The organism is Glutamicibacter nicotianae, assembly GCF_016907615.1.
GTDB lineage: Bacteria > Actinomycetota > Actinomycetes > Actinomycetales > Micrococcaceae > Glutamicibacter > Glutamicibacter nicotianae.
This window is the reverse complement of record NZ_JAFBCH010000001.1, coordinates 876,860-902,728: the sequence shown is the minus strand read 5'-3', so window position 1 is coordinate 902,728 and position 25,869 is coordinate 876,860. Positions and strand designations below refer to the sequence as shown.

21 protein-coding genes are annotated in these 25,869 nt (G+C 62.8%); 10 read left to right on the top strand and 11 right to left on the bottom strand.

Translation table 11 applies throughout. From position 1 onward, the window contains the following. Positions 1-64 precede the first annotated feature (64 nt). Together kynA and JOE62_RS04520 are read left to right on the top strand one after the other, a co-directional pair. The gene (gene kynA, locus JOE62_RS04525; RefSeq protein ID WP_128471450.1) at positions 65-931 is read left to right on the top strand and encodes a tryptophan 2,3-dioxygenase; all 867 of its coding nucleotides are present in this window, start codon (positions 65-67) and stop codon (positions 929-931) included. Beyond that, positions 921-1,760 carry a PaaX family transcriptional regulator gene (locus JOE62_RS04520; protein ID WP_204720678.1) on the top strand — a complete coding sequence of 280 codons (840 nt, stop codon included), beginning with the start codon at positions 921-923 and terminating at the stop codon, positions 1,758-1,760. The genes kynA and JOE62_RS04520 overlap by 11 nt, the downstream gene beginning before the upstream one ends. On the opposite strand, the gene JOE62_RS04515 is transcribed toward JOE62_RS04520, so the two are convergent. Continuing rightward, positions 1,757-3,130 carry a CoA transferase gene (locus JOE62_RS04515; protein ID WP_239543187.1) on the bottom strand — a complete coding sequence of 458 codons (1,374 nt, stop codon included), beginning with the start codon at positions 3,128-3,130 and terminating at the stop codon, positions 1,757-1,759. The two genes, JOE62_RS04520 and JOE62_RS04515, sit on opposite strands and share 4 nt — an antisense overlap. Before the next feature lie 108 nt (positions 3,131-3,238). Beyond that, positions 3,239-3,946, bottom strand: a complete 708-nt coding sequence (locus JOE62_RS04510) for a LysM peptidoglycan-binding domain-containing protein (RefSeq protein WP_204720676.1) — start codon at positions 3,944-3,946, stop codon at positions 3,239-3,241. A gap of 646 nt (positions 3,947-4,592) precedes the next feature. Here JOE62_RS04510 and JOE62_RS04505 point away from each other — a divergent pair. After that, a complete protein-coding gene (locus tag JOE62_RS04505) occupies positions 4,593-5,753 on the top strand; it encodes a YihY/virulence factor BrkB family protein (RefSeq protein ID WP_204720674.1) in 1,161 nt (386 codons plus the stop codon). Here JOE62_RS04505 and JOE62_RS04500 read toward each other — a convergent pair. Beyond that, positions 5,736-6,455, bottom strand: a complete 720-nt coding sequence (locus JOE62_RS04500) for a M50 family metallopeptidase (RefSeq protein WP_204720672.1) — start codon at positions 6,453-6,455, stop codon at positions 5,736-5,738. The genes JOE62_RS04505 and JOE62_RS04500 overlap by 18 nt on opposite strands. A gap of 158 nt (positions 6,456-6,613) precedes the next feature. On the opposite strand from JOE62_RS04500, the gene JOE62_RS04495 reads away from it, so the two are divergent. Both JOE62_RS04495 and JOE62_RS04490 read left to right on the top strand, forming a co-directional pair. Then, positions 6,614-6,934, top strand: a complete 321-nt coding sequence (locus JOE62_RS04495; protein ID WP_204720670.1) for a hypothetical protein — start codon at positions 6,614-6,616, stop codon at positions 6,932-6,934. Positions 6,935-7,011: 77 nt separating this feature from the next. After that, positions 7,012-10,467 (top strand): TM0106 family RecB-like putative nuclease, encoded by a 3,456-nt coding sequence (locus tag JOE62_RS04490; protein ID WP_204720668.1) that lies wholly within the window; start codon positions 7,012-7,014, stop codon positions 10,465-10,467. A 21-nt stretch (positions 10,468-10,488) separates the two neighbouring features. Here JOE62_RS04490 and JOE62_RS04485 read toward each other — a convergent pair whose 3' ends face one another. Continuing rightward, positions 10,489-11,745, bottom strand: coding sequence for a polysaccharide deacetylase family protein (locus JOE62_RS04485; protein WP_204720666.1), 1,257 nt, complete (start codon positions 11,743-11,745; stop codon positions 10,489-10,491). A 227-nt stretch (positions 11,746-11,972) separates the two neighbouring features. On the opposite strand from JOE62_RS04485, the gene JOE62_RS04480 reads away from it, so the two are divergent. Genes JOE62_RS04480 through JOE62_RS04470 form a run of 3 tightly spaced genes read left to right on the top strand, consistent with a single transcriptional unit; the run spans position 11,973 to position 17,446 of the window. Then, a complete protein-coding gene (locus tag JOE62_RS04480) occupies positions 11,973-13,433 on the top strand; it encodes a DUF3375 domain-containing protein (RefSeq protein ID WP_204720664.1) in 1,461 nt (486 codons plus the stop codon). Beyond that, entirely contained in the window at positions 13,430-14,116 is a 687-nt protein-coding gene (locus tag JOE62_RS04475; protein ID WP_204720662.1) for a DUF4194 domain-containing protein, read from the top strand. The genes JOE62_RS04480 and JOE62_RS04475 overlap by 4 nt, the downstream gene beginning before the upstream one ends. Positions 14,117-14,119: 3 nt before the next feature. Further along, positions 14,120-17,446: an ATP-binding protein gene (locus JOE62_RS04470; RefSeq protein WP_204720660.1), complete on the top strand. Its 3,327-nt coding sequence runs from the start codon at positions 14,120-14,122 to the stop codon at positions 17,444-17,446. Positions 17,447-17,519: 73 nt separating this feature from the next. On the opposite strand, the gene JOE62_RS04465 is transcribed toward JOE62_RS04470, so the two are convergent. From JOE62_RS04465 to JOE62_RS04445, 5 genes are all read right to left on the bottom strand, one after another. Then, on the bottom strand, positions 17,520-17,864 hold the full coding sequence (locus JOE62_RS04465; RefSeq protein WP_204720658.1) for a DUF6176 family protein: 345 nt from the start codon (positions 17,862-17,864) through the stop codon (positions 17,520-17,522). A gap of 93 nt (positions 17,865-17,957) precedes the next feature. After that, positions 17,958-20,453 carry an ABC transporter permease gene (locus JOE62_RS04460; protein ID WP_204720656.1) on the bottom strand — a complete coding sequence of 832 codons (2,496 nt, stop codon included), beginning with the start codon at positions 20,451-20,453 and terminating at the stop codon, positions 17,958-17,960. 3 nt (positions 20,454-20,456) lie between these two features. Further along, positions 20,457-21,206 (bottom strand): ABC transporter ATP-binding protein, encoded by a 750-nt coding sequence (locus tag JOE62_RS04455; protein WP_149596367.1) that lies wholly within the window; start codon positions 21,204-21,206, stop codon positions 20,457-20,459. A gap of 122 nt (positions 21,207-21,328) precedes the next feature. Beyond that, a complete protein-coding gene (locus JOE62_RS04450) occupies positions 21,329-22,255 on the bottom strand; it encodes a cation diffusion facilitator family transporter (protein WP_204720654.1) in 927 nt (308 codons plus the stop codon). Positions 22,256-22,257: 2 nt separating this feature from the next. Then, the gene (locus tag JOE62_RS04445; RefSeq protein ID WP_038990007.1) at positions 22,258-22,629 is read right to left on the bottom strand and encodes an ArsR/SmtB family transcription factor; all 372 of its coding nucleotides are present in this window, start codon (positions 22,627-22,629) and stop codon (positions 22,258-22,260) included. Between the two features lie 81 nt (positions 22,630-22,710). On the opposite strand from JOE62_RS04445, the gene JOE62_RS04440 reads away from it, so the two are divergent. Together JOE62_RS04440 and JOE62_RS04435 are read left to right on the top strand one after the other, a co-directional pair. Beyond that, entirely contained in the window at positions 22,711-23,304 is a 594-nt protein-coding gene (locus tag JOE62_RS04440; protein ID WP_204720652.1) for a DNA-3-methyladenine glycosylase I, read from the top strand. A gap of 4 nt (positions 23,305-23,308) precedes the next feature. Then, positions 23,309-24,154 carry a DNA-3-methyladenine glycosylase family protein gene (locus JOE62_RS04435; RefSeq protein ID WP_204720649.1) on the top strand — a complete coding sequence of 282 codons (846 nt, stop codon included), beginning with the start codon at positions 23,309-23,311 and terminating at the stop codon, positions 24,152-24,154. 327 nt (positions 24,155-24,481) lie between these two features. Here JOE62_RS04435 and JOE62_RS04430 read toward each other — a convergent pair whose 3' ends face one another. Then, positions 24,482-25,336 (bottom strand): SIP domain-containing protein, encoded by an 855-nt coding sequence (locus JOE62_RS04430; RefSeq protein WP_204720647.1) that lies wholly within the window; start codon positions 25,334-25,336, stop codon positions 24,482-24,484. Positions 25,337-25,399: 63 nt separating this feature from the next. Then, a complete protein-coding gene (locus JOE62_RS04425) occupies positions 25,400-25,867 on the bottom strand; it encodes an acyl-CoA thioesterase (protein ID WP_204720645.1) in 468 nt (155 codons plus the stop codon). Between the last annotated feature and the right edge of the window lie 2 nt (positions 25,868-25,869).

Genomic DNA, 25,869 nt, shown 5'->3' with positions numbered 1-25,869 from the left:
CCCGTAGCGCGAGCTGCCTTTTTCAGTATTGTGACGATCGCAATGTTATTGATAACATCGGCCTATGAGCACCCCGCAGCCCCAGACCGAGAACCAGCGCGAAATCGAAGATGGCGTCCGCACCGACTTCAAGAACACGATGTCCTACGGCAGCTACCTCGATTTGGACCGCATCCTGTCCGCGCAGCATCCGGTCAGCGTTCCCGAGCACCACGATGAAATGCTCTTCATCATCCAGCACCAGACCAGCGAACTGTGGCTCAAGCTCATGCTCCACGAGCTCATCGAGGCTCGCCGACTGCTGGGCGTTGACGACTTCGGCAAGGCGCTGAAATGCCTGGCCCGGGTCAAGCACATCCAGAAGACCCTGACCGAGCAATGGTCGGTGCTGGCAACCCTGACGCCGCGCGAATATGCGCAGTTCCGCGATTTCCTCGGCTCATCTTCCGGCTTCCAGTCCTTCCAGTACCGTGCCGTCGAATTCATCCTGGGCAATAAGCATGAAGGCATGCTCAAGGTCCACGAGGCAGACCCCAAAGCCCACGAGCTGCTGTCCAAGCTGCTGCACGAGCCAAGCCTCTACGACGTCTTCCTGGCCGCCTTGGCCCGCCATGGCTACAGCATTCCCGAAGAAGTGCTGTCCCGCGACGTCACCAAGCCATGGGCGTTCCAGGAGGCGCTGGTTCCGGTCTTCAAGGACATCTACGAATCCGAGGACACCCGCTGGGGCTTCTACCAGGCCTGCGAGGACCTCGTGGATGTCGAGGACAACTTCCAGGCATGGCGCTTCCGCCACATGCGCGTCGTCCAGCGCACCATCGGATTCAAGCGCGGCACCGGCGGTTCCTCGGGAGTCGATTTCCTCAAGCGCGCCCTGGATCTGACCTTCTTCCCGGAACTGTTCGCGGTGCGTACCGAAATTGGCAAGTAGCACCTCGCTCACCGCGCTCAGCCTCGATGATTTCGAAGCGCGAAGCGGTAGCGCGACATCAATTATCCGCACAATCACCGGCCTGTATATCAGGCATGAGAAAGCACCGGTGGCGCGAACCCGCATCGTCGAGCTGGCGCAGGCTGCCGGGGTTTCGGCTCCTGCGGCGCAGACCGCCATCTCCCGGTTGATCGACCGCGGAGTGCTGGAAGCCTCCCAGCCGTCCACCTTGGGCGTGCCGAGCGCGGCGCAGCAGATGTTCGAGCGCGGCACCCGGAGAATCTTCACGCCACGACAGATGTCGGACGCTGATCCCTGGTGCTTGGTGGCCTACTCGCTGCCGGAGAGCCTGCGCTCCGTGCGCCATCAGGTGCGCAAGCATTTCCTGCAGCTTGGCGGAGGCATGCTGGGATCCGGGTTATGGATTTTCCCCGAGTACCTGCGCGCGGAAGCCACGGCAGTGCTCATGGCCTTGGGCGCCAGGCAGCACGCAACGCTGTTCACTGCGCAGCAGCCTCACTTCCCCGGCACGCCGCAGCAGGCCGCCAGTGCATGGTGGGACCTTGAGCGCCTGGCCGCGCTGCATCAGGCATTCCTGGAGAACACCAATTCCCTCGATGCCAGTGACAGCACTCCATCCAGCGTCTATCGGGGATATGTGGCAATGGTCGATTCATGGCGCACGCTCCCCTACCTCGACCCCGGTTTGCCCGGATCCATGCTGCCCGCACATTGGCCTGGCACCGACAGCCGGGAACGCTTCCTGACGCTGTCCTCGGCATTCAAGGAACCGGCCCTGCACTTCGCCCGCTCGCTGCTGGCTTCCTAGCTCCAGGCTGGTTTGCTTTCTCCATACGGTGCCGGCGGATGGGGATAATCCATTGCTTGGCCTGCAAAGCTGAAGGGCGGTGGAACATATTCAAGCATCCCGTAAGAACTGTCCATCTGCCGCAGCTGCACGCCACTGCCGAAATCAGCAGGGTATTCGCGCTCTTCATCTAAGGCGAACAGGGCATGAGCCGTCCGAGCCAAGGAGAATCGCACCGCCCCGGTTCGTCCTTGGGCGCTGCGGGTTCCAGCCAGGGCAATGATTGCAGCAGCCAGCCCGTAGCCGGTGGCATGATCCAAGGCTTGCACCGGCAAAGCGCCGGGAGTCCTGCCGTCGCCGCTATAGGCTTGCGCAATGCCGGTGGCGGCTTGTACGACGCTGTCGAACCCGCGCCGCTGCGCCCAGGGCCCGGAAAAGCCCCACGCACCCAGTTCAGCAATAATCAGCCGAGGATAGCGCTGGGCTAATTCATCCCGGCCAAGCCCCGCCGCGGCCAAGGCTCCGGGGCGATAGCCCAGGATGACGGCATCGGCATCCTGCAGCAGTTCATGGATCTTTGCCCGCCCCGCTGCGCTCTTCGCATCGAGCACCGTGCTGCGCTTGCCGAACCCGGTATCGACATGTTGCCAAGGCAGTTCCGGAAGCCGCGGACCGTCCACGCGCAAGACCTGGGCACCGAAGGCCGCGAGGGTTCTGGTGGCGGTGGGTCCGGCGATCACCCGTGTGAGATCCAGGACTTTCAACCCTTGAAGGGGCAATCCCGCACGCGGATCATATTTCCAGAACGGTGCCGAAGCGAGCGGACGCATGCTGAACTGTGCCCAGTGCCCGTTGCCTGCCACCTTGCCCTCGGCGGAGCTGAGCCACTGCTGCCGGGATCGCACCCGCGCGGCAACACCGCCAGCCGCCACGATGCGCTCCTGGGCATCATGTGCTGGCAGGCCTGCCAGCACATCGATGATGCCGCTACCCGAGGACATCCCTAATGCAGATTTGAGCGCACTCTCATGATGAGGGTAATTCGCGTGCGTCCTGATCCAGCCATCGGCTGTCCGGTAGAAGCCCGAGTGCGGGGCAAAACCCTGCGTTTTCTCCCCTTCGATCCGCAGGTGGGCGGAGGACGCAAAAGCTGCCGCGATGTCCGCCGTCGCTGATGCCACCCGCAGTGGCGCAGTAGCAAGCGCATTGAGTGCAGAGCAGACCAACCCAACGGATCGCGCCGCGAGCCGCTCCACAGCCAGAGGACCACCCCACCAGGCTATGGGCCCGGAAACGGGCCAGTTGCCTGCTGTCTCAAGCAACTGGTGCTCATGGAACCCAGAGCCCAGGACGTGCTCCATGGACGCGCGTTCGTCTTCGGAATGCAGCATGTTGCTCAGCCTATACCTGCAAGACCACCGTTCCGCTGCCGGCCGCTTCAATACAGAAAACCCGCAGCGCGTAGAAGTACGATGCGGGTTTTCGGAAGCTCAGCGAAATTAGTTCGCTGGAACGTTCAGGGTCTGTCCAACCATGATGTAGTCTGGGTTGGTCAGCTGGTCGTCATTCAAGACGAACAGGCCGCGCCAGTCCTTGACGCCAAGCTTGTCGGCAATCTTGGACAGGGTGTCACCCGACTTAACGGTGTAGTCCTTGCCCGAGTCGGTCACGTCAATGTTGAACACTGGTGCCTTCGGAGCTGGAGCAGCGTGCTTTGGAGCTGCCTGCTGCTTAGGAGCCTGCTTCTGGGTCGGTGCCGACTGCTGCTTCGGAGCTGCCTGCTGCTTCGGAGCTGCCTGCTGCTTAGGGGCTGCCTGCTGCTTCGGAGCCTGCTTCTGCGGAGTCGAGGAACCCGAAGGGGAACCGCTGATGCCCAGCTTTGCAGTACATGCTGGCCATGCGCCCCAGCCCTGCGTTGCCTGGACCTTGGTTGCAATGCGGATCTGCTCGGCCTTCGAAGCCTGGTGCGGCATGCCCGAGCCGCCGAACGCCTTCCAGGTGGACAGCGAGAACTGCAGGCCACCGTAGTAGCCGTTGCCGGTGTTGATCGACCAGTTTCCACCGGACTCGCACTGGGCCAGCTTGTCCCAGGTGCTTGCGGCGTTTGCTGGTGCGGTTGCGGCAACGATTGCGGTGCCGGCAACTGCAACGGCGGCCAGCGAGGCTCCACCGCGACGGATCAAGTTCTTAGTATTCTGCTGGATCATGATTCTCCAGTTGCTCTTCCCGCGCTCAGGTCTTCCTAGACCATCCTCGTGCACCGCTCAGCGTCGCATTTCGACTTTGATTAAATACTGCCCTGGCGAGCGGTTTGGAAGTCCCGGCAGTACCTGTTTCCCCATAACACTGCGAGTGTTATCGAAACGTTATGAAAGACCATAGCGCACCAACCCACCACCCCCGCAACTCAGGAAACGGTCAGAAACCCCGTAAATACAGGTCAACTGGTCAGAAAAAAATTTAAAATCTGGCCGCGAAATCGCTCCGAACCCCTGATCAAGCGACGAAAATGTTACTCGTATGGAGTGGATATTCATCAGGACACTGTGATATAGCTTGCAATCCACTCACGGGCGGTTTCCAGCACCCTTCAAGGCTGCATTTCCGCATCGACGAAGCTGCACACTCTGGATCCGCTACGCAGCATGCAAGGCATTCTGAACGAGGCAATTTCTCCCCGGCAGATCCCCTCGGCTCTCAACGCCCTCAAGATCTCAGCGTGCAATAGACACACCACGCAGTTCCAGCAACGTGTCAACTAAATTTCCCTTAGGTAATGTGATTCAAGAAGCCGGAACTGTAGGTTTGATTTCATCAGTCAGACAGGGGAACTCGATGCCACTGGGAAACAGCATGACGAAAGAACGGTTCAAGGAGTCCTTGAGCTGCTATCCCCGTGCCCTGCGGGAATTCTTCCGCAATGACGGGCTGGATATAGCGGCGTCTCTGTCCTACTTCATGGTCCTTGCCATGTTCCCCGGCCTCTTGGCCTTGATCTCGCTGCTGTCCTTGGCCGGTGCCAGCGAGAGCGGCACCAAATGGATCATGGAGCTGCTGGAACAAAGTCTCGCCCCGAACGGAGAATCGGCAAGCGGCGACTCTCAGCAGCTGCTCGACACAGCAGAACAGCTGCTCGCAGGCTTGGCATCCCAGGCCAGCGGAACATTCTGGGCAATCCTCGTCGGTTCACTCGGCGCCTTGTGGAGTACCTCTGGCTATGTCACGGCATTCAGCCGCGCATTGAACCGGCTTTACGGTGCACCGGAAGGCCGCCCGCAGTGGAAGCGCCGCCCGCAAATGTTCCTGATCACCGTGCTGATCATGCTCGTTGCCGTCGTAACCTTGGTGCTCCTGCTGACTTCGGGCTCCGTCGCCCGCGCAATCGGCAACATCATCGGCATGGGCGACAGCTTCGTGCTGATGCTGAATATCGCAAAGCCGCCATTGATGCTCATCATGTTGCTGCTGGTTCTGGCCTTGCTCTACTACTTCACCCCCAACGTCAAGCCGACGAAATTCCGCTGGTTCTCACCCGGCACCCTGACCGCTCTGGTAATCCTGGGGCTCTCGGTCTTCGGCTTCGGCATCTACGTTTCGCAGTTCGCCAGCTACTCCGCTACCTATGGAACCATTGGAGGCGTGATCATCCTGGTCCTTGCTTGCTGGATCAGCAATATCGCCTTGCTCCTCGGGGCCTTGGTGGATATCGAATTCATCCGCCTCCGCCAGCTGCGTACCGGCATGCCGGCCGTTGATGATGTGCTGCTTCCGCTGCGCGATGACACTTTGATAGCGAAGCAGGAACTGGCCTCGTACAAGGACCTGGTCCAGGCTCAGGAGATCCGGATCAAGCACGGTGGCGACCCGCTGGAGGATATGGAAGCGGATCCTTCAACGAGTCCGAAACGCAAGATGAAGCTGCTGCCCATGGGGCTGGTTGCCGCGGCCGCCTGGACCGCTGGCCGAATGAAAACCAAACGCGATGTGCGCCGGGACTCAGAACAGTCCCGATAAGCTCAACAGCGCCCACCAGAGGCCGCCGGATCCCAGAATCGCGATCGCCAATAACCATAAGGAAGGAAAGGTTCGCGTCGCCGCAGCGATCAAGTACGCATCGGACTGGGCAATATCCTTGCGCCTCCACAGGTGCACCGCAAAAAGCTTCACGAAGTCCTTCAAGCCCGCCAGCAGCAGGAACCCGGCAATCAGCAATGCCAGATACAGGTAGGCATCGACCGGCGCAAAGAAGACCACTCCCAATGCCACTGCTGCGCTGATCGTGCACACGACAAAGGCCGGCCAATTGCGGACGAAGACCAGCGCCAGCAGGAACAGCAACGCATAAATTCCTAGGGCCCGCCCGGCATAGCCCGCAGATATCCCCCACAGCATCAACGCTGAAACCCAAATGGGTGCGGGGTACCCGAAGATCCCGGAAATGATGACGGAGAACTTGCCCCGGCCGATGCTGCGCACTTCCCCGGAATGGTCCCAGCCCAACCGCAAGCCAGCCACGTACCTGCCGGTGAACAAGGCCGCTACGATATGGCCGAGCTCATGGATCAGCGTGGAGTACAGCCCGGTGATACGCCATACCGGACGCGGTACTACCAAGACCAGGATCAGGAACGCCAGGATCAGCCACTGCCACTGGTTCAAGGCCACGTCCACCGGCTGCGCGAGCCGGGCCCAAGCCTGGGCAATATCTAGATTCATTCCTGCTCCTTCGTGGCATCCAACATGACTCATTCTTGCAAGCCCGGCCTGCTACCTGCTGTCCGGCGAGCGCATTTCCCGGCTTTCTGGGAAACATCACAGGTGGCAGGAATAGTCTGCATAGCGAAACACTTTGCTATATCCCTTGGAGGAGTCTCATGTCCCGCATCGCTTCAACTGCCTTGGCCACCACCGGTTTGCTGGGCGGCTACGCTACCGGCCGCGCCACGAAGAAGCGTCCGCTGGCCGCGGTAGTGCTCGGTGCCGCCGGCGTTGGCGCGTTCCTGCTGTGGAAGAAGGACGCCGGAACCGGCAAGGCGGTGGCCCTGGCCAGCGCGTACCTCGGCGGCTTCGGTGCGTCCCATCCGCTGGCCAAGAAAATCGGCGCGTGGCCAGCAGTGAACACGGTGACTGCCGGCGTGGCCCTGCTCTCGCTGGTGCTCGGCGGTTCCAAGAAAAAGGCGGAGGAGCTCTACTAAGCGGGAACAGTGAATCTGTCGGCGTCTGGTGCTACGTTGACTAGGTAAGAATCGAGTCAGCGAAAGGCCCAGACCCCGTGTTCTTCCTGGATGATCAGTTCATCTTCTCAGCGAGCGACCTGTCGGTCTGTGTTGACTGCAATTACCAGTCCCTGTACCTGCTGGATGTGAAGCTCGGCCTGCGTACCAAGCCGGATATGGCACGGGACGAGATGCTCGAACGCACGGCGGTGCTTGGCGACGCCCATGAGCAGAACGTGCTCAAGGAGCTGATCGCGACCTACGGCGATTACGACCCGCAGACAGGTACCGGCGTCAAGCAGTTCGCCGACCGTCCGCAGATGACCCCAGCCGGTTTGAGGGCAGCCCACGAAGCGACCATGGATGTGCTTCGCACCGGTGCTGATGTCATTTTCCAGGCGACCTTCTTCGACGGGGCTTTCCTCGGTTTTGCCGACTTCCTGGTCCGCCAGCCCGACGGCACCTGGGCCGTCTGGGATACCAAGCTCGCCCGCCATGCCCGGGTCAGCGCACTGCTCCAGATCGCGGCCTACGCCGACCAGATGCTGGCCGAAAACATCCCGGTCTCCACCTCGGCAACACTGGTGCTCGGAGACGGGACCCATTCGGTGCACCGCGTTGACGAAGTGCTGCCGGTCTTCCGGGCCCAACGCGAACGCTTCCTGGCGATGGTGCAGAAGCACCGTGCGAAGAACCAGCCGGTTGAGTGGAATTCCGATGAACTGCGCCTGTGCGGCCGGTGCGACTACTGCGAAGAACAGGCCCAGGCATCACGCGACCTGCTGCTGGTGGCAGGGATGTCCATGGTGCAGCGTGAGAAGCTGCGCGCCCGCGGCATTACGACCATCGACCAGCTCGCCGCGCTGGAGGCTGAACCAGGCACCGCCCTGCAGCGCGTCACCGAGCAGGCCAAGATGCAGCTGGGCTTGGCCACCGCGGATGGCGGCGCCCACGGCGTCTCCTACCGGGTGAAGAACGCCGGCCCGATTTCTTCCTTGCCGCGTCCCGACCAGGGCGACATCTTCTTCGATTTCGAGGGCGACCCGCTCTACCAGGACCCGTCCGATGGCTCCTGGGGCCTGGAATATCTTTTCGGCGTAGTCGAATACGACACCGGCGCGCCGGTGTTCAGGCCGTTCTGGGCGCATGACCGAGCCGAGGAACGCCAGGCCTTCCTGGACTTCATCGCCTACGTCGAGGAACGCCGCCAGCGCTACCCGCAGATGAAGGTCTACCACTATGCGGCCTATGAGAAGACTGCGCTGCGCAAGCTCTCCCAGGTGCACATCGCCGGCGAGGACGAGGTCGACCAGTGGCTGCGCGAGAACCTGCTGGTGGATCTCTACGAAACCGTGCGCAATGCCCTGGTGGTATCCACCCGCTCCTACTCCATCAAGAAGCTTGAACCGCTCTACATGGGCGAGCACCTGCGATCCGGCGATGTCACCGATGCCGGAGCGTCGGTGGTCGCCTACGCCCAGTACATGCTGGCACTCGATGCGCAGGACGAGAAGAGCGCTGAAGCCATCCTGGCCTCCATTGCCGACTACAACGAGTACGACTGCCTGTCCACGTTGCGCCTGCGCGATTGGCTGCTCACGCTCATCGACCAGGCGCCCGGCACGCTTCAGGACACCCCCGAGCCTCCCGCGGCCGGCGACGAATACGAGCCCACCCCCGAAGAGCTGCGGCTGCAGGACTACCTGGCACAGCTGCCCCACGGCCAGGCACTGAGCGATGATGACCGGGCGATCGCCATGGTCGCCGCCGCGACCGGGTACAACCGCCGTGAGAAGAAGCAGTTCTGGTGGGAGCACTTCGACCGCCTGTCCGCGCCGATGGATGACTGGAGCGATGTCCGCGGGGTTTTCATTGTGAATACCGCCGAAGTGCTCGAGGACTGGCATAAGGCCACCGAGCGGGCGCGCACCTACACTCGCGTGACGAAATTGCAGGGAACGCTGGCCGAAGGCTCGCTGCTCTCCCCCGGCTCCTCGGTGTTCGCCATGTTCGAGGCCCCGTTGCCCGAGGGCATGGAAGTTGACGGCTCCGTGCGCGGAGGAACATTCAACGCCACGGTGGTCGAGCTCGGAGAAGGCTGGATCACCATTGCGGAGAAATCCAGCGGCAAGATTCCTGCCTACGGTGCGCTTCCCTGCGCACTGGCTCCCGACAAGCCGTTGGCGACCGTGAGCATCGATGCGGCGCTCACGGAGATCGCCCAGCAAGTTGGCGCCACCGTGCCGGTGCTCCCGCAACGGCCGGGAATCGACATCCTGCGGCGCATTCCGCCACGCCTGAAGACCCTGACCGTGCCGGTTGAACCGGAGCTTGTCGACGGCCAGTCCCAGGTCTATCCTGCCGTGGTGCAGACGCTGAAGGACCTGGACAATTCCTATCTTGCGGTGCAGGGCCCTCCGGGCACCGGCAAGACCTTCGTCGCTTCGCATGTGATCCGTGAACTCATCGACTACGGATGGAAGATCGGGGTAGTGGCCCAGTCCCATGCGGTGGTTGAGAACGTGCTGCGCAAGGCTGTGGAAGCCGGGGTGGATCCCGAGGTGGTAGCCAAGGAAGTCAAGCACAAGGATCCGGTACCTTGGACCGGCACGTCCAAGGAATCCGTGGCCGAGATGCTGGATGCACCCGGCGGCGCGCTCATAGGCGGCACCGCCTGGACGCTGACCGGCTCGAAGGTTCCGGCCGAGAGCCTGGACTTGCTGGTGATCGACGAGGCCGGCCAGTTCTCCTTGGCCAATACGCTGGCCGTCTCCCGCGCTGCCCGCAATTTGCTGCTGCTCGGAGATCCGCAGCAGCTGCCGCAGGTCACCCAGGGCACCCATCCGCAGCCTGTGGATGAATCGGCGCTGGGATGGCTTTCCGGTGGCGAACCGGTGCTGCCCGCCGAGTTGGGCTACTTCCTTGCGGCGTCATGGCGGATGCACCCGGCATTGTGCGCTAAGGTGTCGGCGTTGAGCTACGACCACCAGCTGTTCTCGGCGGACGCCGCCGGGCTGCGGGTGCTGGAAGGCACCGAAGCCGGGGTCGAAACGGTCTTCGTTGAGCACCGGGGCAATACCGTCAGCAGCGTGGAAGAAGCGGAGGCCATTGTCCGCCTGGTGCGCGAGCATCTGGGCATGCTGTGGAGCCCGGGCCCCGGCAAGCCGGCCCGCCCGCTGGCCGCCGCCGATATCCTGGTGGTGGCCGCCTACAACGCGCAGGTGAATCTGGTGCGCGAGGTACTGGAAGCCGAGGGCCTGCCGGATGTCAGGGTGGGCACGGTGGACAAGTTCCAAGGCCAGGAAGCCCCGGTGGTGCTGGTGACCATGGCCTGTTCCAGCGCCGCCGATGCCTCGCGTGGCATCGAGTTCCTGCTTAACCGCAATCGCATCAATGTGGCGATTTCCCGCGGCCAGTGGAAGGCGGTCATCGTGCGCAGCGAACGGCTCACCGATTACCTGCCGTCCAACCCGTCGACGCTCTCCCAGCTCGGTGCGTTCATGGCCTTGTAGCCTGGGGGCGGATTGGTCCGCTCACTTGCGGGCCGGATCGATCACGTCCTGAACATCGAAGAAGCTCTCCAGAACTGGCCGGTCGCCGCGTTCTTCCTTGGCGAACTGCAACCCGTCCACGTTGATGCGCATCTGCCGCTGGTATTCATCTCCTTGCTGCATCCATGCGCGGATGGTTCCGTCAACGCCGTAGAAGTAGTCGAAGCCCTGGTCCTTGAAGAACTCGTAGCGGGCCCCGGAGTAGCGTTGGGTCCGGGCAATATCCGATCCGAATGGATAGATGAAGTGGCCGGTCTTTCCCACGATCGGTTCCACCTCGTCCTTCCACAGCTTCATGTCGCGCTTGAGCCGAGCCATGCTGTCGGTCCCGGTGGCAACGTGCCCCCACGAATGCGATGCGAACACCCAACCGCTGTCCTTCATCGCCTCGGCGATCTTCGTGGCCATCTTCTGGTCGGCTTCCAACGTCGTGCTTTCCGGGTACTGGCTGGCCGAGGTTCGGTAGCCGAAAGCGCCGTTGTAACCGGTCATCGCGACCAGGCCGCGGGCATTGCGGTAGCTGAAGTCGGGATGCTCGGCGATGAAGTCATCGATCATGGTGGTGACGTCGTATGCTCCAACGTGCGTTTCGCCTTCCGCATCTACGTATTCGTTGCGGACCTTGCCGTCCTCATCCAGCACCAGCTTGCTGGCGAAGCCATCGCCATCCATGTATTCGTAATAGCTCAGGTCGTCAACGGACAGCACCAGTGGCTTCTTATCCTTGGGAAGCATGATGTCCCGGTACTTCATCTGCCCCTGCTTATCGGGCGAAGCAAAGTCCTCCGGGTTGACCAGCACATAGTCGCGCTCATGCAGCTCGTTGAGAATGGCCGCGAATTCATTCTGGGTCACCATGTAGTTGGCGTAGCCCTGTGAGCTGTTTCCCTCGTCAAAAGCCCGGTCCGGATCGACTATCAACGAGTGGAAGAACAGGTGCGGTATCTGCTCCGGCTGGTCCCACGCCGAAACTTGGTTCTTCTCATCTTCCAGGCCGCCAACCATCTGGTTCAGCTCTTCGGCGCTGTCCTCCTTGGCGAGCTTGATCGCCGCGTCATAGTCGTATCCGTCAGCCAGCCGGTTGATCTCGGCTTTGACGCTGTCCACGCGTACTTTTTCCTGGTCGGCCTTTTCGATGGCAGCGGGATCCGTGGACGGTGCTGATGGTGGTTGCGCCGTGCTGCACCCGGCAAGGCCCAGCACCAGCCCGAGCGAAATCACAATGCGTAGGTTTTTCATTGGCTGCGACCTCCATGACCTCCACCGCACCTGCAGGGCCGGAAGAAAACTAGTTGTCATCTGCTAATTTCGACCCTACCCAGATAGGGCTGGGGGCAAAACCCTTTTGCGATGAATTATCGAACTCAAACGATGCCTATCATCCAGCTTTTAGGGAGCTCACATTTTGGAAGGAGTCCAATGATTTAGAATTGATTGGTTAGGCATTTCAAAGATCAAGGAAGTACATGCAGCCCTCGCACCGCGCGAATAGTTTGTGGCTTCAGTCCCAGCAGTTCAAAAGCTCGGCAGCGTATCGGCTTCTGACCGCCCAGCCGTGGGCTGTGGCGTTCATCCGTGCAGAGTTCACCGCAGATCGTTCCCGTATCGCATTGGAGCTTTTCCATGCCTCGCTGGATTCCTTCCTGAAGCAGGCACGCAAAAGCGATGACCAGATCCCTGCGTCCTATTCGGCCCAGGATTTCGCCGAGACCTGGGTCAAGCAGGGAATCCTGGCCCGTCCGCTGATCGACGGGCGCTTCGTCTATGAACCCAGTGCGCAGACCTTGCGCACCCTGCGCTTCTTGGCGGATTTCTCCACCGACGATTCGCATTTGAACTCCTCGCGCCTGAACACCCTGCTTTCTTCCCTGGAGTCGTTGGCCCACGAAACGGATCCGGATCCCGAAGCGCGTATCCGTGCCCTCGAATCCCAGATCGCGTTGCGCCAAGCCCAAATCGACCAGCTGCGCAGCGGGGACGATCCGGCGGTGCTCTCCCGCACGACCGCGTTGTCGGCCACCCGTTCGGTGCTCGATCTGGCCTCCAGCCTGCCAGCGGATTTCCGGCGCATGCGCGATGGCGTCCAGGACATGCTCCACTCGCTGCGCGAAGGCATTCTGGATGCATCCACTGCCAAGGGCGTCGCCGTGGGCCAGGTGCTGGAAGCCGACCGCCAATTGCGTTCCACCGCCGAAGGCGAAACCTTCAGCGGATTCACCGAGTTCTTGAATTCCCCCGAAGCGCAGCAGCGGTTCCGCGCGGCATTGGCCGAGGTCCTGGAACGCGACTTCGTCGATGATCTGGAAACGCCCGAACGCCAGATCCTCACCAACCTGTTGCGCGAACTGCGCCGCCAGGCGGCTGAAGTCCATGCCTCCTACGGCAAGCTCTCCGAATCCCTGCACGCGTTCGTCCAATCCGAGGACTACAAGCAGGCCGAGCTGCTGCGCCAAGCAGTGCGCGAAGCCGAACTGGCGATCAGCAAGTCCACGAGCCTGAAGCCGCGCAGCGGCCTGGCGCCCATGGAGCTGTTCGCCCCGCAATTCGTCACCCTTGCCGGGCTTGGAATCTATGACCCCTCCGAGCATGTGGCTCCGCCGCCGCTGGCCCAGGCGCCGGAATTCAGCGAAGCCGACATCGTGCGCAACCCGTCGACACCCCAGGCCGACATGCAGTTGCTGCGTGAATCCATCACCCGGCAGCTAGGCCAATCAGGTTCCGGTTCGGTTCGGATCGATAACGTCTTTGAATCATTGGATGCCGAGCAGCGGCACCTGAATACGATTCGCGCCCTGGTCGAAATCGGGCGCACCAATGGCGAGCCACTGAACGAGAGCGACCTGCTCAGCATTGAATTCCAGCAACTCGATGGTTCTCAGCGAACCGCTATCCTGCCCGCGTTGAGCTTTACGAAGGAGCCGCTATGACCACGAGCGATTCATACGCCGCACCGATCACCGACCCGCTGTTCGACGGCGATACCGGGAAGTTCTCGCTGCCGCTGCGCCAACTGCTGGTCCGGTTGCTGCGCGGCCCCTATCTGGACGGATCCACCGATCCTTCGGCGTGGCAGCTGCTGCTGGACCAGCAGCAGGGCATCAGCGATTACTTCTCCGAGATTTTCCTGGCCTTGCGGCTGGACATGGATCGCAAGATCGCCATGCTGGCCCCGGTCCAGATAGAACAGGTCCACACCTCCCCGATCGCTCCGCGCCGTCCGCTGAAGCGCGATGAAACCCTGCTGGCCCTGCGCCTGCGGCTGCTGCTGGAGCAGCATTCGGGCAGCGGCAGCGATGCGGTGATTTCACGGGCAGGCATGCACGAGATCCTGGCTGAGCACCGCCAGGCATCGGACCGTGATGACAAGCGTTTTGCCGAATCCTGCGATGCCGCTATCACCCGCCTGCAATCCTTGCGCCTGCTCACCGGCACCGAGCTGGAGAACGAGTTCCGCATTTCCCCGGCGCTGGCGATGGCCTTGCCGATCACCAATATCCAGGACATCCCGCGCTACATTGCGGCCATCGACGCCAATGACCCGGCGTTCAGCCTGGGCGCAGATGACACTGATGACCTCGCAGAGCAGACCCCCGAGTTGGTGCAGGAGTAACCGATGAGCATTGAAATGACTCTCCCGCTAGGCGGGGCGCTCAATCCAGGCCAGCATCGCCTGAGCCGAGTACAGATCGTCAACTGGGGCACCTTCCACGGCTTGCATGATCTGGCGGTGGACCGTGCCGGCACGCTGGTCACCGGCCATCCGGGCGTAGGCAAATCCACCCTGTTCGATGCGATGGGCCACGTCTTCTTCGCCACTCCCCGGCTGAACGAATCGGCCAATGATGCGGCCACCCGCGAGGACCGCCGCACCACGTTCTCCTATATGCGCGGGCGCAAGTTCAAGACCAGCTCAGGTACCGTCTACCAGCGTCCGGGCGCGACGTGGAGCGCCATTGTGCTCAGCTACGACGACGGCATGGGCAACACCGTGACCGCCGGCGCGGTCTTTGACCTGCCCGACGCCGGTCTGGAAGGCCAGGTCTCCAAGCACTACCTGTTGTGCGAGGGCAAGGTCGATATCGCGGAGCTGGAAAACCACGGACCGCGCCGCTTCACTGCGTCCTCGCTGTCCAAGGCTCTGGCACCCAGCGAAGCCTTCGATACGCACAAGGCGTTCATCGAGCGCCTGCGCCGCCGGCTCGGAGTGGAAAGCGACAAGGCTTTCGCTCTGCTGCGCACCTTGCAGAACGGCAAGGGCCTGGCCAAGGGCGTCAACCAGTTCTTCCGCCATGAGGTGCTGGAAGAACCAGCCACGCTGAAAGCCGCCGCCGCGGCGGTGGAGGACTTCGCCCACCTGCGCGGCATCTACCGCCAGCTGGATACCGCCCGGGCCCAGCGCGACGTGCTGGCGCAGGTCCCCGAGCAGGACCAGGCCTACCGCGATTTGGCCAGGCAGATTGTCAGCACCCGGCAATTGCTGGAAAGCGACGTGAACACCCTGGAAGCCCAGGTCCGCCAGCTGGTGCTGCGCAATGACCTGGCCTCCCATGAATCCGAGCTGGCCAAGCTCAAGGCCGACGAGGCCGAGCTGCGCCAGCGCAAGGAACAGCTCGATGACCAGCTGGCGTCGCTGGAAGCCGCCCACGATTCCGCCGGCTCCGCTTCCCTGATGCTGCTGGAGCGCGAAGCCGATGTGGCCCGCAAGGCGCTGAGCGAGAAGGAAAATCTCATCCGCACCCTGCAGCAGCAGGCGGCGGATGCCGGATTGTCCTTTGAATTCTCCGCCACCGGCTTGGATGAGCTGCGGGCCAATGCCGCGCGCACCCTGCAGCAGCTCAGCTCGATTACCCATGATGCCCAGACCGTCGAGTACGAGGCCATGGCCACCCTGGTCAACCTGCGCAAACGCGCAGAAACCTTGGCCGAGCAGATCCGCTCCTACCAGCGCCGGGCCAGCAATATCGATGACCGGTCGATCGCCGCCCGCCGTGCCATCGCCTCGGCCTGCTCGCTCAAGGAAGAACAGCTTCCCTTCGCTGGCGAGCTCATGGATGTCTCAGCCGATGCCGGCAGCTGGCGCTTGGCCGCTGAAAAGTCCCTGCATTCGCTGGCCCGCACCCTGCTGGTTCCGGGCGAGCTGCTCGCCCAGGTCACCCACGCCATCGACCGGCTGGACGGGCTGGGCCGTGTGAGGTGGAGCGACATCTCGCAGCAGCCGCGCACCGCGCAGGCCGGTCCGGCAGACCTGGTCACCAAGCTGGACTTCGCGCCGGGCGAGGCCGGGGCCTGGCTGCAGGCCAAGATCACCGCCGACTATCCATTGGCCTGCGTCGAGAACGATGCCGCCATGCATGTGCACCCCAAGGCAATCACCCCGGCCGGCACGATCAAGTCCGGCACCGGATCCTTTGAGCGCGATACCCGCACCTTGCCGGCGTCCGAGTACCTGCTGGGCTTCACCAACGAGTCGAAGATCGCCGAGCTGCAGTCCAAGGCGGCGCGGCTGGACGAGAAGATCGTCAAGGCCCAGCAGGCTGTCGACGAGCGCAGCGCGGCGAAGAACAAGGTCGTGGCCAAGGCCCAGCTGCTGCAGGCGCTGATTGCCGACGAGCGGACTTTCGGCCAACTCGATGCCTCCGAAGCGCTGGAAGCATTGCGCCGCAGCGAGCAGAAGCTCGGCGATGCACTGGCACTGTCCGGGGACTCCTCCCGGGTCCGCCAGCAGATTGAAACGGCGAAGGCCGAGGCCGAGACGCTGGTCGGCGACCTGGCGCTGGTCCGCTCGCGCATTGCCGATCTTGGGCTGCAGGTTCAGCGCGCGCAGCAGATCCTCTCCGCCAGCGAAGAGCTGGATTCCGGATGGGAGGACAGCATTCCACCGGCCTTGCACCAGCATCAGCTGCTGGGTCCGGTACTGCAGCAGGTGGCCGCCGGCGACTGCCCTGCCAGCGAGGAGATCAGCGAAGCCTTTGCCGAGGTCAAGCTCCAGCTGGGCAGCCAGGTCAATTCCCTGCAGTCGCGGCGCCAGGAAATCGGCGGCGCATTGAGCGAAACCTTCCGCCGGTTCGCCCGCGAGTTCGGCACCTCCCACGCGCAAACCCACGGCACCACCGCTGAAGCCGCAGAGCACTATGCGCAGCTGCACGACCAGATTGTGGCCGATGGCCTGCCTCACCATGAGGCGCAGTTCCGCGAATACTTCGCGAACCGTTCCTACGAACGCTTCAGCGACCTGTTGCAGCTGCTGGATGAAGAGCGCCGGATGATCTCCGAGCGCATCAAGCCGCTGAACCAGATTCTGTCCGAGGTGGCCTTCGAGCATGGCTCGGTGCTCCGCCTGGAAGTGGCCAATGCGATTCCGGTGGAGGCCGGCACCTTCCGCAAGGAATTGAAGGACGCGTTGCAGGAGGCCTACACCACCAAGGACGAAAGCGCCCTGGCCAGCTCGTACCAGGCGCTGGAGGCACTGGTCACCGCGCTCAGCGACCCAGCCATGACCGCCTGGCGCTCCACCGTGCTCGATGTCCGTCAGCATGTGATGATCAGGTGCAACGAGCACAAGCCCAATGGAGAAATCGAAACCGGCCTGGAACCGGGCACGCTCTCCGGCGGCGAAGGCCAGCGCTTCACCTCGTTCATCATGGGTGCAGCCTTGGCCTACCAGCTGGGCTTCGCCTCGGCCGGGTTCACCTCCTACGGCACGGTGATGATTGACGAGGCCTTCATCCAGGCCAACTCCGAATATGCGGCGGCAGGCATACGCGCGTTGCAGGAGTTCGGTTTCCATCTGGTGCTCGCGGCCCCTGAAGACAAGATCGATTTGAGCCGCCATCTGGGATCCATCACGGACATCATCAAGCATCCGGGATCCAACATTTCGGGCTTCGTGACTACCGGCCGTTCCCCGGCCATGGCCACCACGATTACCCTGCGCAGCTAGCCATCACGGCAAAAAGCACTCGGTCCAGAACTCGCCGTGCGGGTTCTGGACCGAGTGCTTTTTACTATGGACGCTAGTGCATGCTGCGCTGCACGCGTTCAGGAATCATGAGCACCCGTGGGGTCAGCTCTTGGGGTGCGAAGCCAGGGTCGATGCATTCCTTCCAATACTCCAGATGCACCTTGTCGACTTCATGGGCAGAATCCTGCACCTCGATGCCGCCCTCGCCTCGGATGCTGTACCAGTACAGGTAGTCGACGCCATCCAGGGTCTCGCTGAAGATTGTTTCCACATACATCTTCTCCCCCTCAAGGGTGTCCAGCACCGCGGGCATATGGCTGTTCAGAAATTCCAGCCAGTCATTGACCTGCGCAGTTTTGCCGGGCAGGACGCGGAATCTGGTGAGTTCAACGTTCATGCTGACAGCCTACCGGGCTCAGCCGGAGCCCAAAAAAGCGGTGGCCCTGGAAGCGTGCGCTTCCAGGGCCACCGCAGCTTGGCTAGTTGCCGGCTACTCGGTAGCCAGGCCTTCGACTGGCGACAGCTTTGCTGCCCGGCGGCCCGGAGTCACCGAGGCCAACAGGGCTGCCACAATGCTGATCAGCAGGACCACCGCCAGCTGCCACCATGGGATCTCGTAGGTCATCGCACCCATGGAGGAGAGCGCCGAGCGGGCTCCGAGCAGGCCGTAGGCAACGCCCAGCACCAGGCCGAGCAAGGCCGCTACACCGCCGATGAGCACCGCTTCGGTGGCCAGCATGCTACGCAGTTGCTTCTTCTTCAGGCCCAGTGCCCGCAGCAGGGAATTCTCCCTGGTGCGCTCCAGCACCGAGAGGCTGAGCGTATTGGCGACGCCAATCAGCGCGATCAGCACCGCTACCGCCAGCAGCGCCGAGACGATTGCCAGCAGGACGTCGATGACTTGCGAGAACATGGACTTCATGACCACGCCGCCAGAGATCATCGATGAGTCCACACCGGTGATATCCGCGATTTCGCTGACCAGGTCATTGATCTTCGAGCTGGCCAACTGCTCATCGGTCTTCACCAGGATCCCGGAGAAGGCTTGCGATTCATCGATTCCGAGCTTGCTGAAGGTCTGCTTGCTCACGATGTTCCCATCCACCGTGGCAGTTGAGGACTTGATTTGAAGCGTCTGGCCGCCGATGCTCAGCGAGGTGTCCTCGGTGGGCCACTGCGTGAATACGATCTGCCCATCTTTTGGAACGATGCCCTCGGACAGCGCCACGTCGGCAAATGGCTGCGGGTCAACGGCCATCAGCTGCACCTCGTAGGTTTCTTCCGTGCTGAATTCCGCGGTCGCCGAGCCGAAGTCGTACGTGGCGGTGGCGTCGACGCCTTCCAGTTCCCCGATCTGCTCGGCGAAGTCCTTGGCCTCGGCTTCCTGCAGGCCGGTGCCCGGCAACGCGACCATCACATCCACCGGGAATTCCCCGGCGATGGAGTTGTTCAAGCTGGCCTTGGCGGTCTGCCCGCCAACCATGATCATCGACACCAGGGTGACGCCGATCAGCAGCGCCGTAGCAGTGGCCGTGGTGCGCCCGGGGTTGCGCACGGCGTTCAGCGCGGCCAGCTTGCCGGCCGTCGAGTTGCCTGCGACGGCCTTGCCGATCCCCGCCACGCTGGAGGGGACGAAGAGCGAGGCGAGCATCAGGATGCCCGGGAAGGACACCAGTCCGCCGAGGAAGGCGATGATCAGGTCCCCTTCAAGCGCGCCGTAGGCCAGTCCCGCGGCTCCGGCCAGTGCCAGCAGGGCGCCGATGACGATGCGCACCTTGCCGGCCCGGTTCTTCACGCTGGCCGCATCGAAGGGGCGCAGCGCTGCCAGCGGCGCCAGCCGCATGGCGCGGCGTGCTGGCAGGCTAGCGGAGATCACCGTCATCAGGATGCCGACGATGATCGGGATGATGATCCCGGCGGGGTTCAGCGCCAAGGTGGCATAGGACATCGACGGCACCAGTGCATGCAGCACCTCGATCAGCCCGGCCATCAGGGCAATGGCCAGCAGGACGCCGATCACCGAGGCGGCGATGCCGATAAGCAGGGCCTCGACGAGGACCGAGCTGCGGATCTGCTTGCGCTTGGCGCCCAGGATGCGCAGCAACGCCAGTTCGCGGGTGCGCTGGGCGATCACCACGGAGAAGGTGTTGACCACGACGAGCCCTGTGACCACCAGGGCGATCAGCGCGAAGACCACGAGCACGACGGTGAGCTGGTCGGTGCCATCGGTCATCTGCGCGACATCGTGGACGACCTTCTCGTCCGCGGTGAGCACGGCGATGTCCTTCATCTGCTGGCTGGCGAAGTGCTCCTGCAGCTCGGTTTCCAGCGCGGGCAGCGGACCCTGGGCGTTGATCACGATTTCCCCGAAGTCCTCCTGCCCATCGGCGAACTGGATCCAGGACTTCTCGCTGAGCCCGCCCAGGGCGGTGGCAGCCACCTGCGGGTTGGTGCTGGAGCGCTGGATGCCGACAATCTTCATGTTCTCGGTCTTGCCCTGCTCATTGCCCAGTGCCACGACATCGCCGATGGAGATGCCCATGTCCTCGGCGTGGGCCTCATCGACGATCATCTCGTTGCCGCTCAGCGGCGGGCGCCCTTCGAGCAGTTCCAGGCCGCCGAGCCGCTGGTTGGGATCCACCGGCTGCAGGGCCACGGTGTAGCCGTTGTCCGAGGTGTGCATCTGCCCGTACGCGTAGCCCACGCCGTAGGCGGTGGAGACCCCGGGCAGGTCGCGGATCGCTGCGATGTCCTTCATGTCCAGCCGGGTCGGTTCATCGGCATCGCCCAGCAATTCCCAGTCCGGGTAGGCGACCAGGTCCGCATTCTTGTACGCGTCGCCCAGAGAGTTGCGCAAGGTGGCTTGGGTGGAGGAATTCACCGCAAGGGTTGCGGCGAGGAAGGCGGTGCCGATGGCCACCGCCAGGATGACGGCGATATACCGCCGCGCATAGGTCTTGATATTCGAAAGCGCTACGTGCAGCATTGCCTACTCCGCCAGGGAGGCCAGGGCCTCGGTTACGGCAGCCACGGTGGGCTCCTGGATGGAACCGACAATCGTGCCGTCCTTCATCAGCAGCACATTGTCCGCATAGGAAGCGGCCACCGGGTCGTGGGTGACCATGATGATGGTCTGGCCCATCTCGCGGGTGGAGGTGCGCATCAAGGAGAGCACTTCGGCGCCGGTGCGCGAATCGAGGTTGCCGGTTGGCTCATCGCCGAAGACGACTTCCGGCCGGGTGAGCAGCGCCCGGGCTACCGCCACGCGCTGCTGCTGGCCGCCGGAGAGCTCATGCGGCTTGTGGTTCAGCCGGTCGCGCAGGCCCAGGGCCTGGATGACGGTGTTGAACCAGTCGCGGTCGTGCTTCTTGCCGGCCAGCGACAGCGGCAGCAGGATGTTGTCCTTGGCGCTGATGGTGGGCACCAGGTTGAAGGACTGGAAGACGAAGCCGATCTGCTCGCGGCGCATCTCGGTCAGCTGGTCATCGCTCAGTTCCAGCAGGTTCTTCCCGCCAATGACGATTTCGCCGGAATCGGCGGTATCCAGGCCAGCCAGGCAGTGCATCAGCGTGGATTTGCCGGAGCCCGAAGGGCCCATGATGGCGGTGAAGCGGGATCGTTCGAAGGAAACGGTGACGTTGCGCAGGGCTTCGACCCTGGTGCTGTCGTGCCCGTAGGTCTTGGTCAGGCCGCGGGCAGCGACCGCGTTCTCGGTTTTCGGCATAGTCTCGGAAGTCATATTAGAAAGACTACAAATCACCTAGCCATACCGGCATCAACCGCCAGGATCCAGTTCAGCGGGGCCACGTCATACCAGGGGATGAGCGAAGCCGCGGATCGCCTCCACCCGGTGCTGTCCGCCTAGCAGCCGTGCTCGCGTTCGGTGAGCTGGTGCGAGTCCGGCTCGATCTGGAAGGTCGAGTGCTCGATGCTCACGGTGAAGTGGTCGGCCACGCATTGCTGGAGATCGCGCAGCAACCCGCCGGCCGTGCCGGTGGAGAACACGGAATCCTCGACCACCACATGGGCGGTGAGCACCGGAAGGTTGGAGGCAATCTGGCTGGCATGCAGATCATGCACCGCGATGACTCCGGGCAATGCTTCCAAATGCTCCCTGACCGCAATCAAATCCAAGCCCTTCGGCGTGGATTCGAGCAGGATGTGGGTGGTCTCCCCCAGCAGCTTCGTGGCTCGCGGAACGATCAGGGCGCTGATCACCAGCGCCGCCACGGAGTCCGCCCGCATCCACCCGGTGAAGGTGATGACCAGTGCGGCAATGATGACGGCGACCGAGCCCAATGCGTCGTTGACCACTTCCAGGAAGGCCGCGCGCATGTTGAGGTTGTTGTTGCGACCCGCGGAAATGATCCACATGGAGATGACGTTGCCGGCCAGGCCGATGATGCCGAAGGCCAGCAGCCCGGCCGGCTGCACTTCTGCCGGGGCGAAGAGCCGGCGGACCGCGTCGACCGCGGCATAGATGCCCACCGCCAGCAGCAAGGCCGATTGGAAGGTAGCCGAGAGCACTTCGGCGCGGCGGAATCCCCAGGTGCGCTTCGTCGTGGGCTTGCGCATGATCAGGTTGGCGGCGGTCAGCGCGAGCAGGAGCCCCAGGGTATCGGTGAGCATATGCGCCGCGTCAACCAGCAAGGCCAGGGAATTGGTGAGGATCGCGCCAACCACTTCGGCGACGAGGATCGTCGCGGTGATGGCGAAGGCCCACGCCAGACGGGTCCGGTTGGCTCCTGAATGGTCATGCGAGTGGCCGTGGGAGTGGTCGTGTCCCATGCTCAGTCCTCCCTCCGGTCCGTGCCGTGGGCTTCGTGCCACTGGTGGTGGGCCGCGTCCTGCGGCAGCAGTGCCGACGCGGCGGCGGCCAGGGCATCAAGCGCTTCTTGCTGGCCCAGCGAGTAGATGCTGGCCCGCCCCTGGCTTCTGACGCGGACCAGGCCGGTGTCCTTCAGGCAGGACAGGTGCGCGCTGACCGTGCTTTGGGCCAGGCCCAGATGCTCGGTCAGTTCCCTGACCTTGTGCTCCCCGGTCCGCAGGTGGTCAAGGATCAGCAGCCTCGTCGGGTCGGCGAGCGCATGGAAGAGCGCCGCGAACTGGAGCTTGCCGTTGCGGACTTCCACTGCATCGATATCTGACTCTATTATCGCCATATAACGATGATAGGCCACGTGGCCACGAAACGCAACGTTGCATGGCACTGCGAGAATCCGGATGGATGGGAAGATGAAAATATGACTGAAGATCTCATCGTTGGCGAGGACGGGTTGGCGCGCCCTCGCTGGGCCGCTTCGAATGGCATGCTCCGCGCGTACTACGATGCTGAATGGGGCATGCCGATCACTTCGGAAGCCGGCCTTTTCGAGCGGCTCAGCCTTGAATGCTTCCAGTCGGGCCTGTCCTGGGCCATTATCCTGTCCAAGCGCGAGGCATTCCGCCAGGCCTTCGAATACTTCGATCCCGAGAAGGTCGCCCTGTTCACCGAAGATGACTTCAATCGGCTGATGGAAGATGCAGGGATCGTGCGCAATCGGCTGAAGATCCGCGCTACAATCGCCAACGCCGAAGCAACCCTGATGCTTCGCGAAGAGGGTGGCCTGTCCGATTTCATCTGGTCATTCAAGCCGGAGCAGACGCCGGCTCCGCGCACCTTCAGCGAGATCCCCACGCAAAGCCCGGAGTCCAAGGAGCTGGCCAAGGCGCTGAAGAAGCGGGGCTTCAAGTTCGTCGGCCCGACCACCATGTACGCCCTGATGGAAGCCATCGGCATGGTGGACACCCACCTGATCGGCTCGCACCGCCGAGGCACCTCCGGCATCTGGGCCTAAACGAATGGAACTGCGCCTGCCTGCAACCAGAACACTGGATCCCGGCCACGCGCTGGCGGTGCTGGCATTGCATTCGCTGCCAGCCCAGGAGCGGCTGGACCCCGCCGCGGCCCAGGTCCAGCGCATCCTGCAGGTGCAGGGACAACTGGTAGAAGTTTCCCTGAGGCTGGATGCCTTCGGCGTATCGCTCACCCATGACGCCCCGCCGGAATCCGTTGCCCGGCTGACCGGGATCATCAACCATTGGCTGGGGCTGCAGCAGGACACCAGTGCGGCCTATGCGGCGCTTGGTGCCCTGCCGGGCTACCAGCCACTGGCCATGGACTTCCCCCACCTGCGGCTGATCAGCTACCCGGATCCTTTCGAGGCCCTGGCGACCACTGTCATCGGGCAGCAGGTGTCCCTGGCGGCGGCACGGACCTTGGGTGGACGCTACGTCGATGCCTTGGGCCAGCCGCACAACTCAGGCCTTCAGGCCTTCCCCTCGGCTGCCGCAACGGCCGCCTGCACGCCTGCAGAATTGCAGCAGATCATACGCTGCCCGCTTTCGCGGGCGGTGACACTGCAATCGGTGGCCGAATGGTTCGATCTCAGCGGGCAATTCCTGCTTGGCGACGCACCGGCATTCCTGGATCAGCTCCAGGCGCTGCGCGGGGTGGGCCCATGGACGCGCAATTACATGGCGCTGCGCGGATTGCGGGATCCGGAGATTTTCCTCGATTCGGATCTGGTCGTCCGCCGAGCCCTGGGGAAGCTTCGCGATGGCGGTGCGGTCGTCGCACCCCCGCCTCGGGGCGCTGGCTATCTGGCGACCCTACTGCTGTGGTCTTTTGATGCAGCAAATCCCTAGGGACGAGAAAGGGAGCTTATCAAGGTGTGCAATCTTGATAAGCTCCCTTTTCGACGAATCGGCCGACTGAGCAAGTCCTCCGATTCTCCATTCCCCTAATTCAAGCCGGCTACGCCCCTCACTGCTCCGAGGTGAGCAGCCCCGGCATGCAGTGAGCTAGCCGATAAATATCGGTCAAGCTTGACGCTTCTCCCGACCACACACGGGAGAAGCTCTGGAATAAGCATAACCTAAGAACCGGCAATAACGTCAATACCTATTTGCGTAATTTTTCAAATAGTTTCTTAGGTCAATCTAACTTCGGCGAATCAGGTGACGGCACTCAGGCTAATCGGCGAAAATCTTGCCGATGTCCGTGCGCTTCTCGGCCTGGAACGCGTCTTCGGCGCGACCGTAGGCCCAGTAGGCGGATAGCGACATGTCGCGGCGGTCCACTCCATGCTCGTCATAGAAGAAGTGGCGCAGCTTCTTCATCACTTCGCGCTCACCGTGGGCGAAGACCTGCACGCGGCCTTCGGGCCACGGGATCTCGCGGATCACCGACTCGAGGATGGTGCTTTCCGGGGTGAATTGCCCATTGCGGTGGATCCAGCGGATTTCCATGCCGGCCGGAGCCTGCAGCTGCATTTCATCGGCCTCGTCGGCGACCTCGATGACCACCAGGCCCTTCATCTGCGGGGACATGGATTCCAGGGATGCGGCGATGGCGGGGATGGCGGTTTCGTCTCCGGCGAAGAAGTGGAAATCGAATTCTTCCTTGGGGACGAACATGCCGCCCGGGCCCGAGAAGCAGATGGACGAGCCGATCTGCGCATCTCGCGCCCACGGGCCTGCCAGGCCCTCATCGCCGTGGACCACGAAGTCGACCTCGATGGTGCCCGCCTCCATGTCGCTGCGGCGCACGGTGTAGGTGCGGCGAACCGGCATGTCCTCGGGAGCCAGCTGCTCGCGCAGCGCCTCCATGTCGTAGGGCAGCTCGAGTCCCAGCTCGGGCTTGGCGAACAGGAATTTCACGTAGCGGTCGGTGACCGGCTTGTCGACGAAATCTGAGATGCCTGGGCCACCAAGGGTGAGCCGCACCAGATGCGGTGCGATGCTCTCACGCTTGAGGACCTGCAGGAGGACCTGAGGGCGCGCGGTGCGGCCTCCAGTTTGCGGGCGACCACCAGCGGGCTGGGACACAACATCACTTCCTGTCCTAATAAGGGTAGATAGATCAATCCTAATTGACAGGAGCCCAAGTGCTTACTTCGGGAAGGTCGAGGGCCCTTCAAATGCGCTGAGCCCAGCCCGCTCCTCGGGGCTCAGGCGTTGCACGCGCGAGGTCGCCGGGTCGAAATAGGCCAGGGTCGTGGCCGCTTTGACGCACAGGTGGTCTTCCACCGGGTCGCGGAATTCGTAGCAGATGTCGAAGCTCGCAGGCTTGATATTTGCAACCCACAGATCGACGTTGACCGGCACGTTGCGGTATTCCAGTGGACGGGAGTAGCGCACCCGATGCTCGACAACGAGAATCTGGGTTCCGGCCGGAACCGCCGAGAAGATGTCGGCTTGCGGCTGGGTGCCGGGTGCCCCGGTGCCGCCGGGCACGCCGAAGCCGGCGATGCGCGCTTCTTCCATCAGCCGGATCAGGTTGACGTTATTGACATGCCCGTAGGCATCCATGTCGCCCCAGCGCATCGGCACCTGCACCCGCAGGGTGGTTCCATCCATAG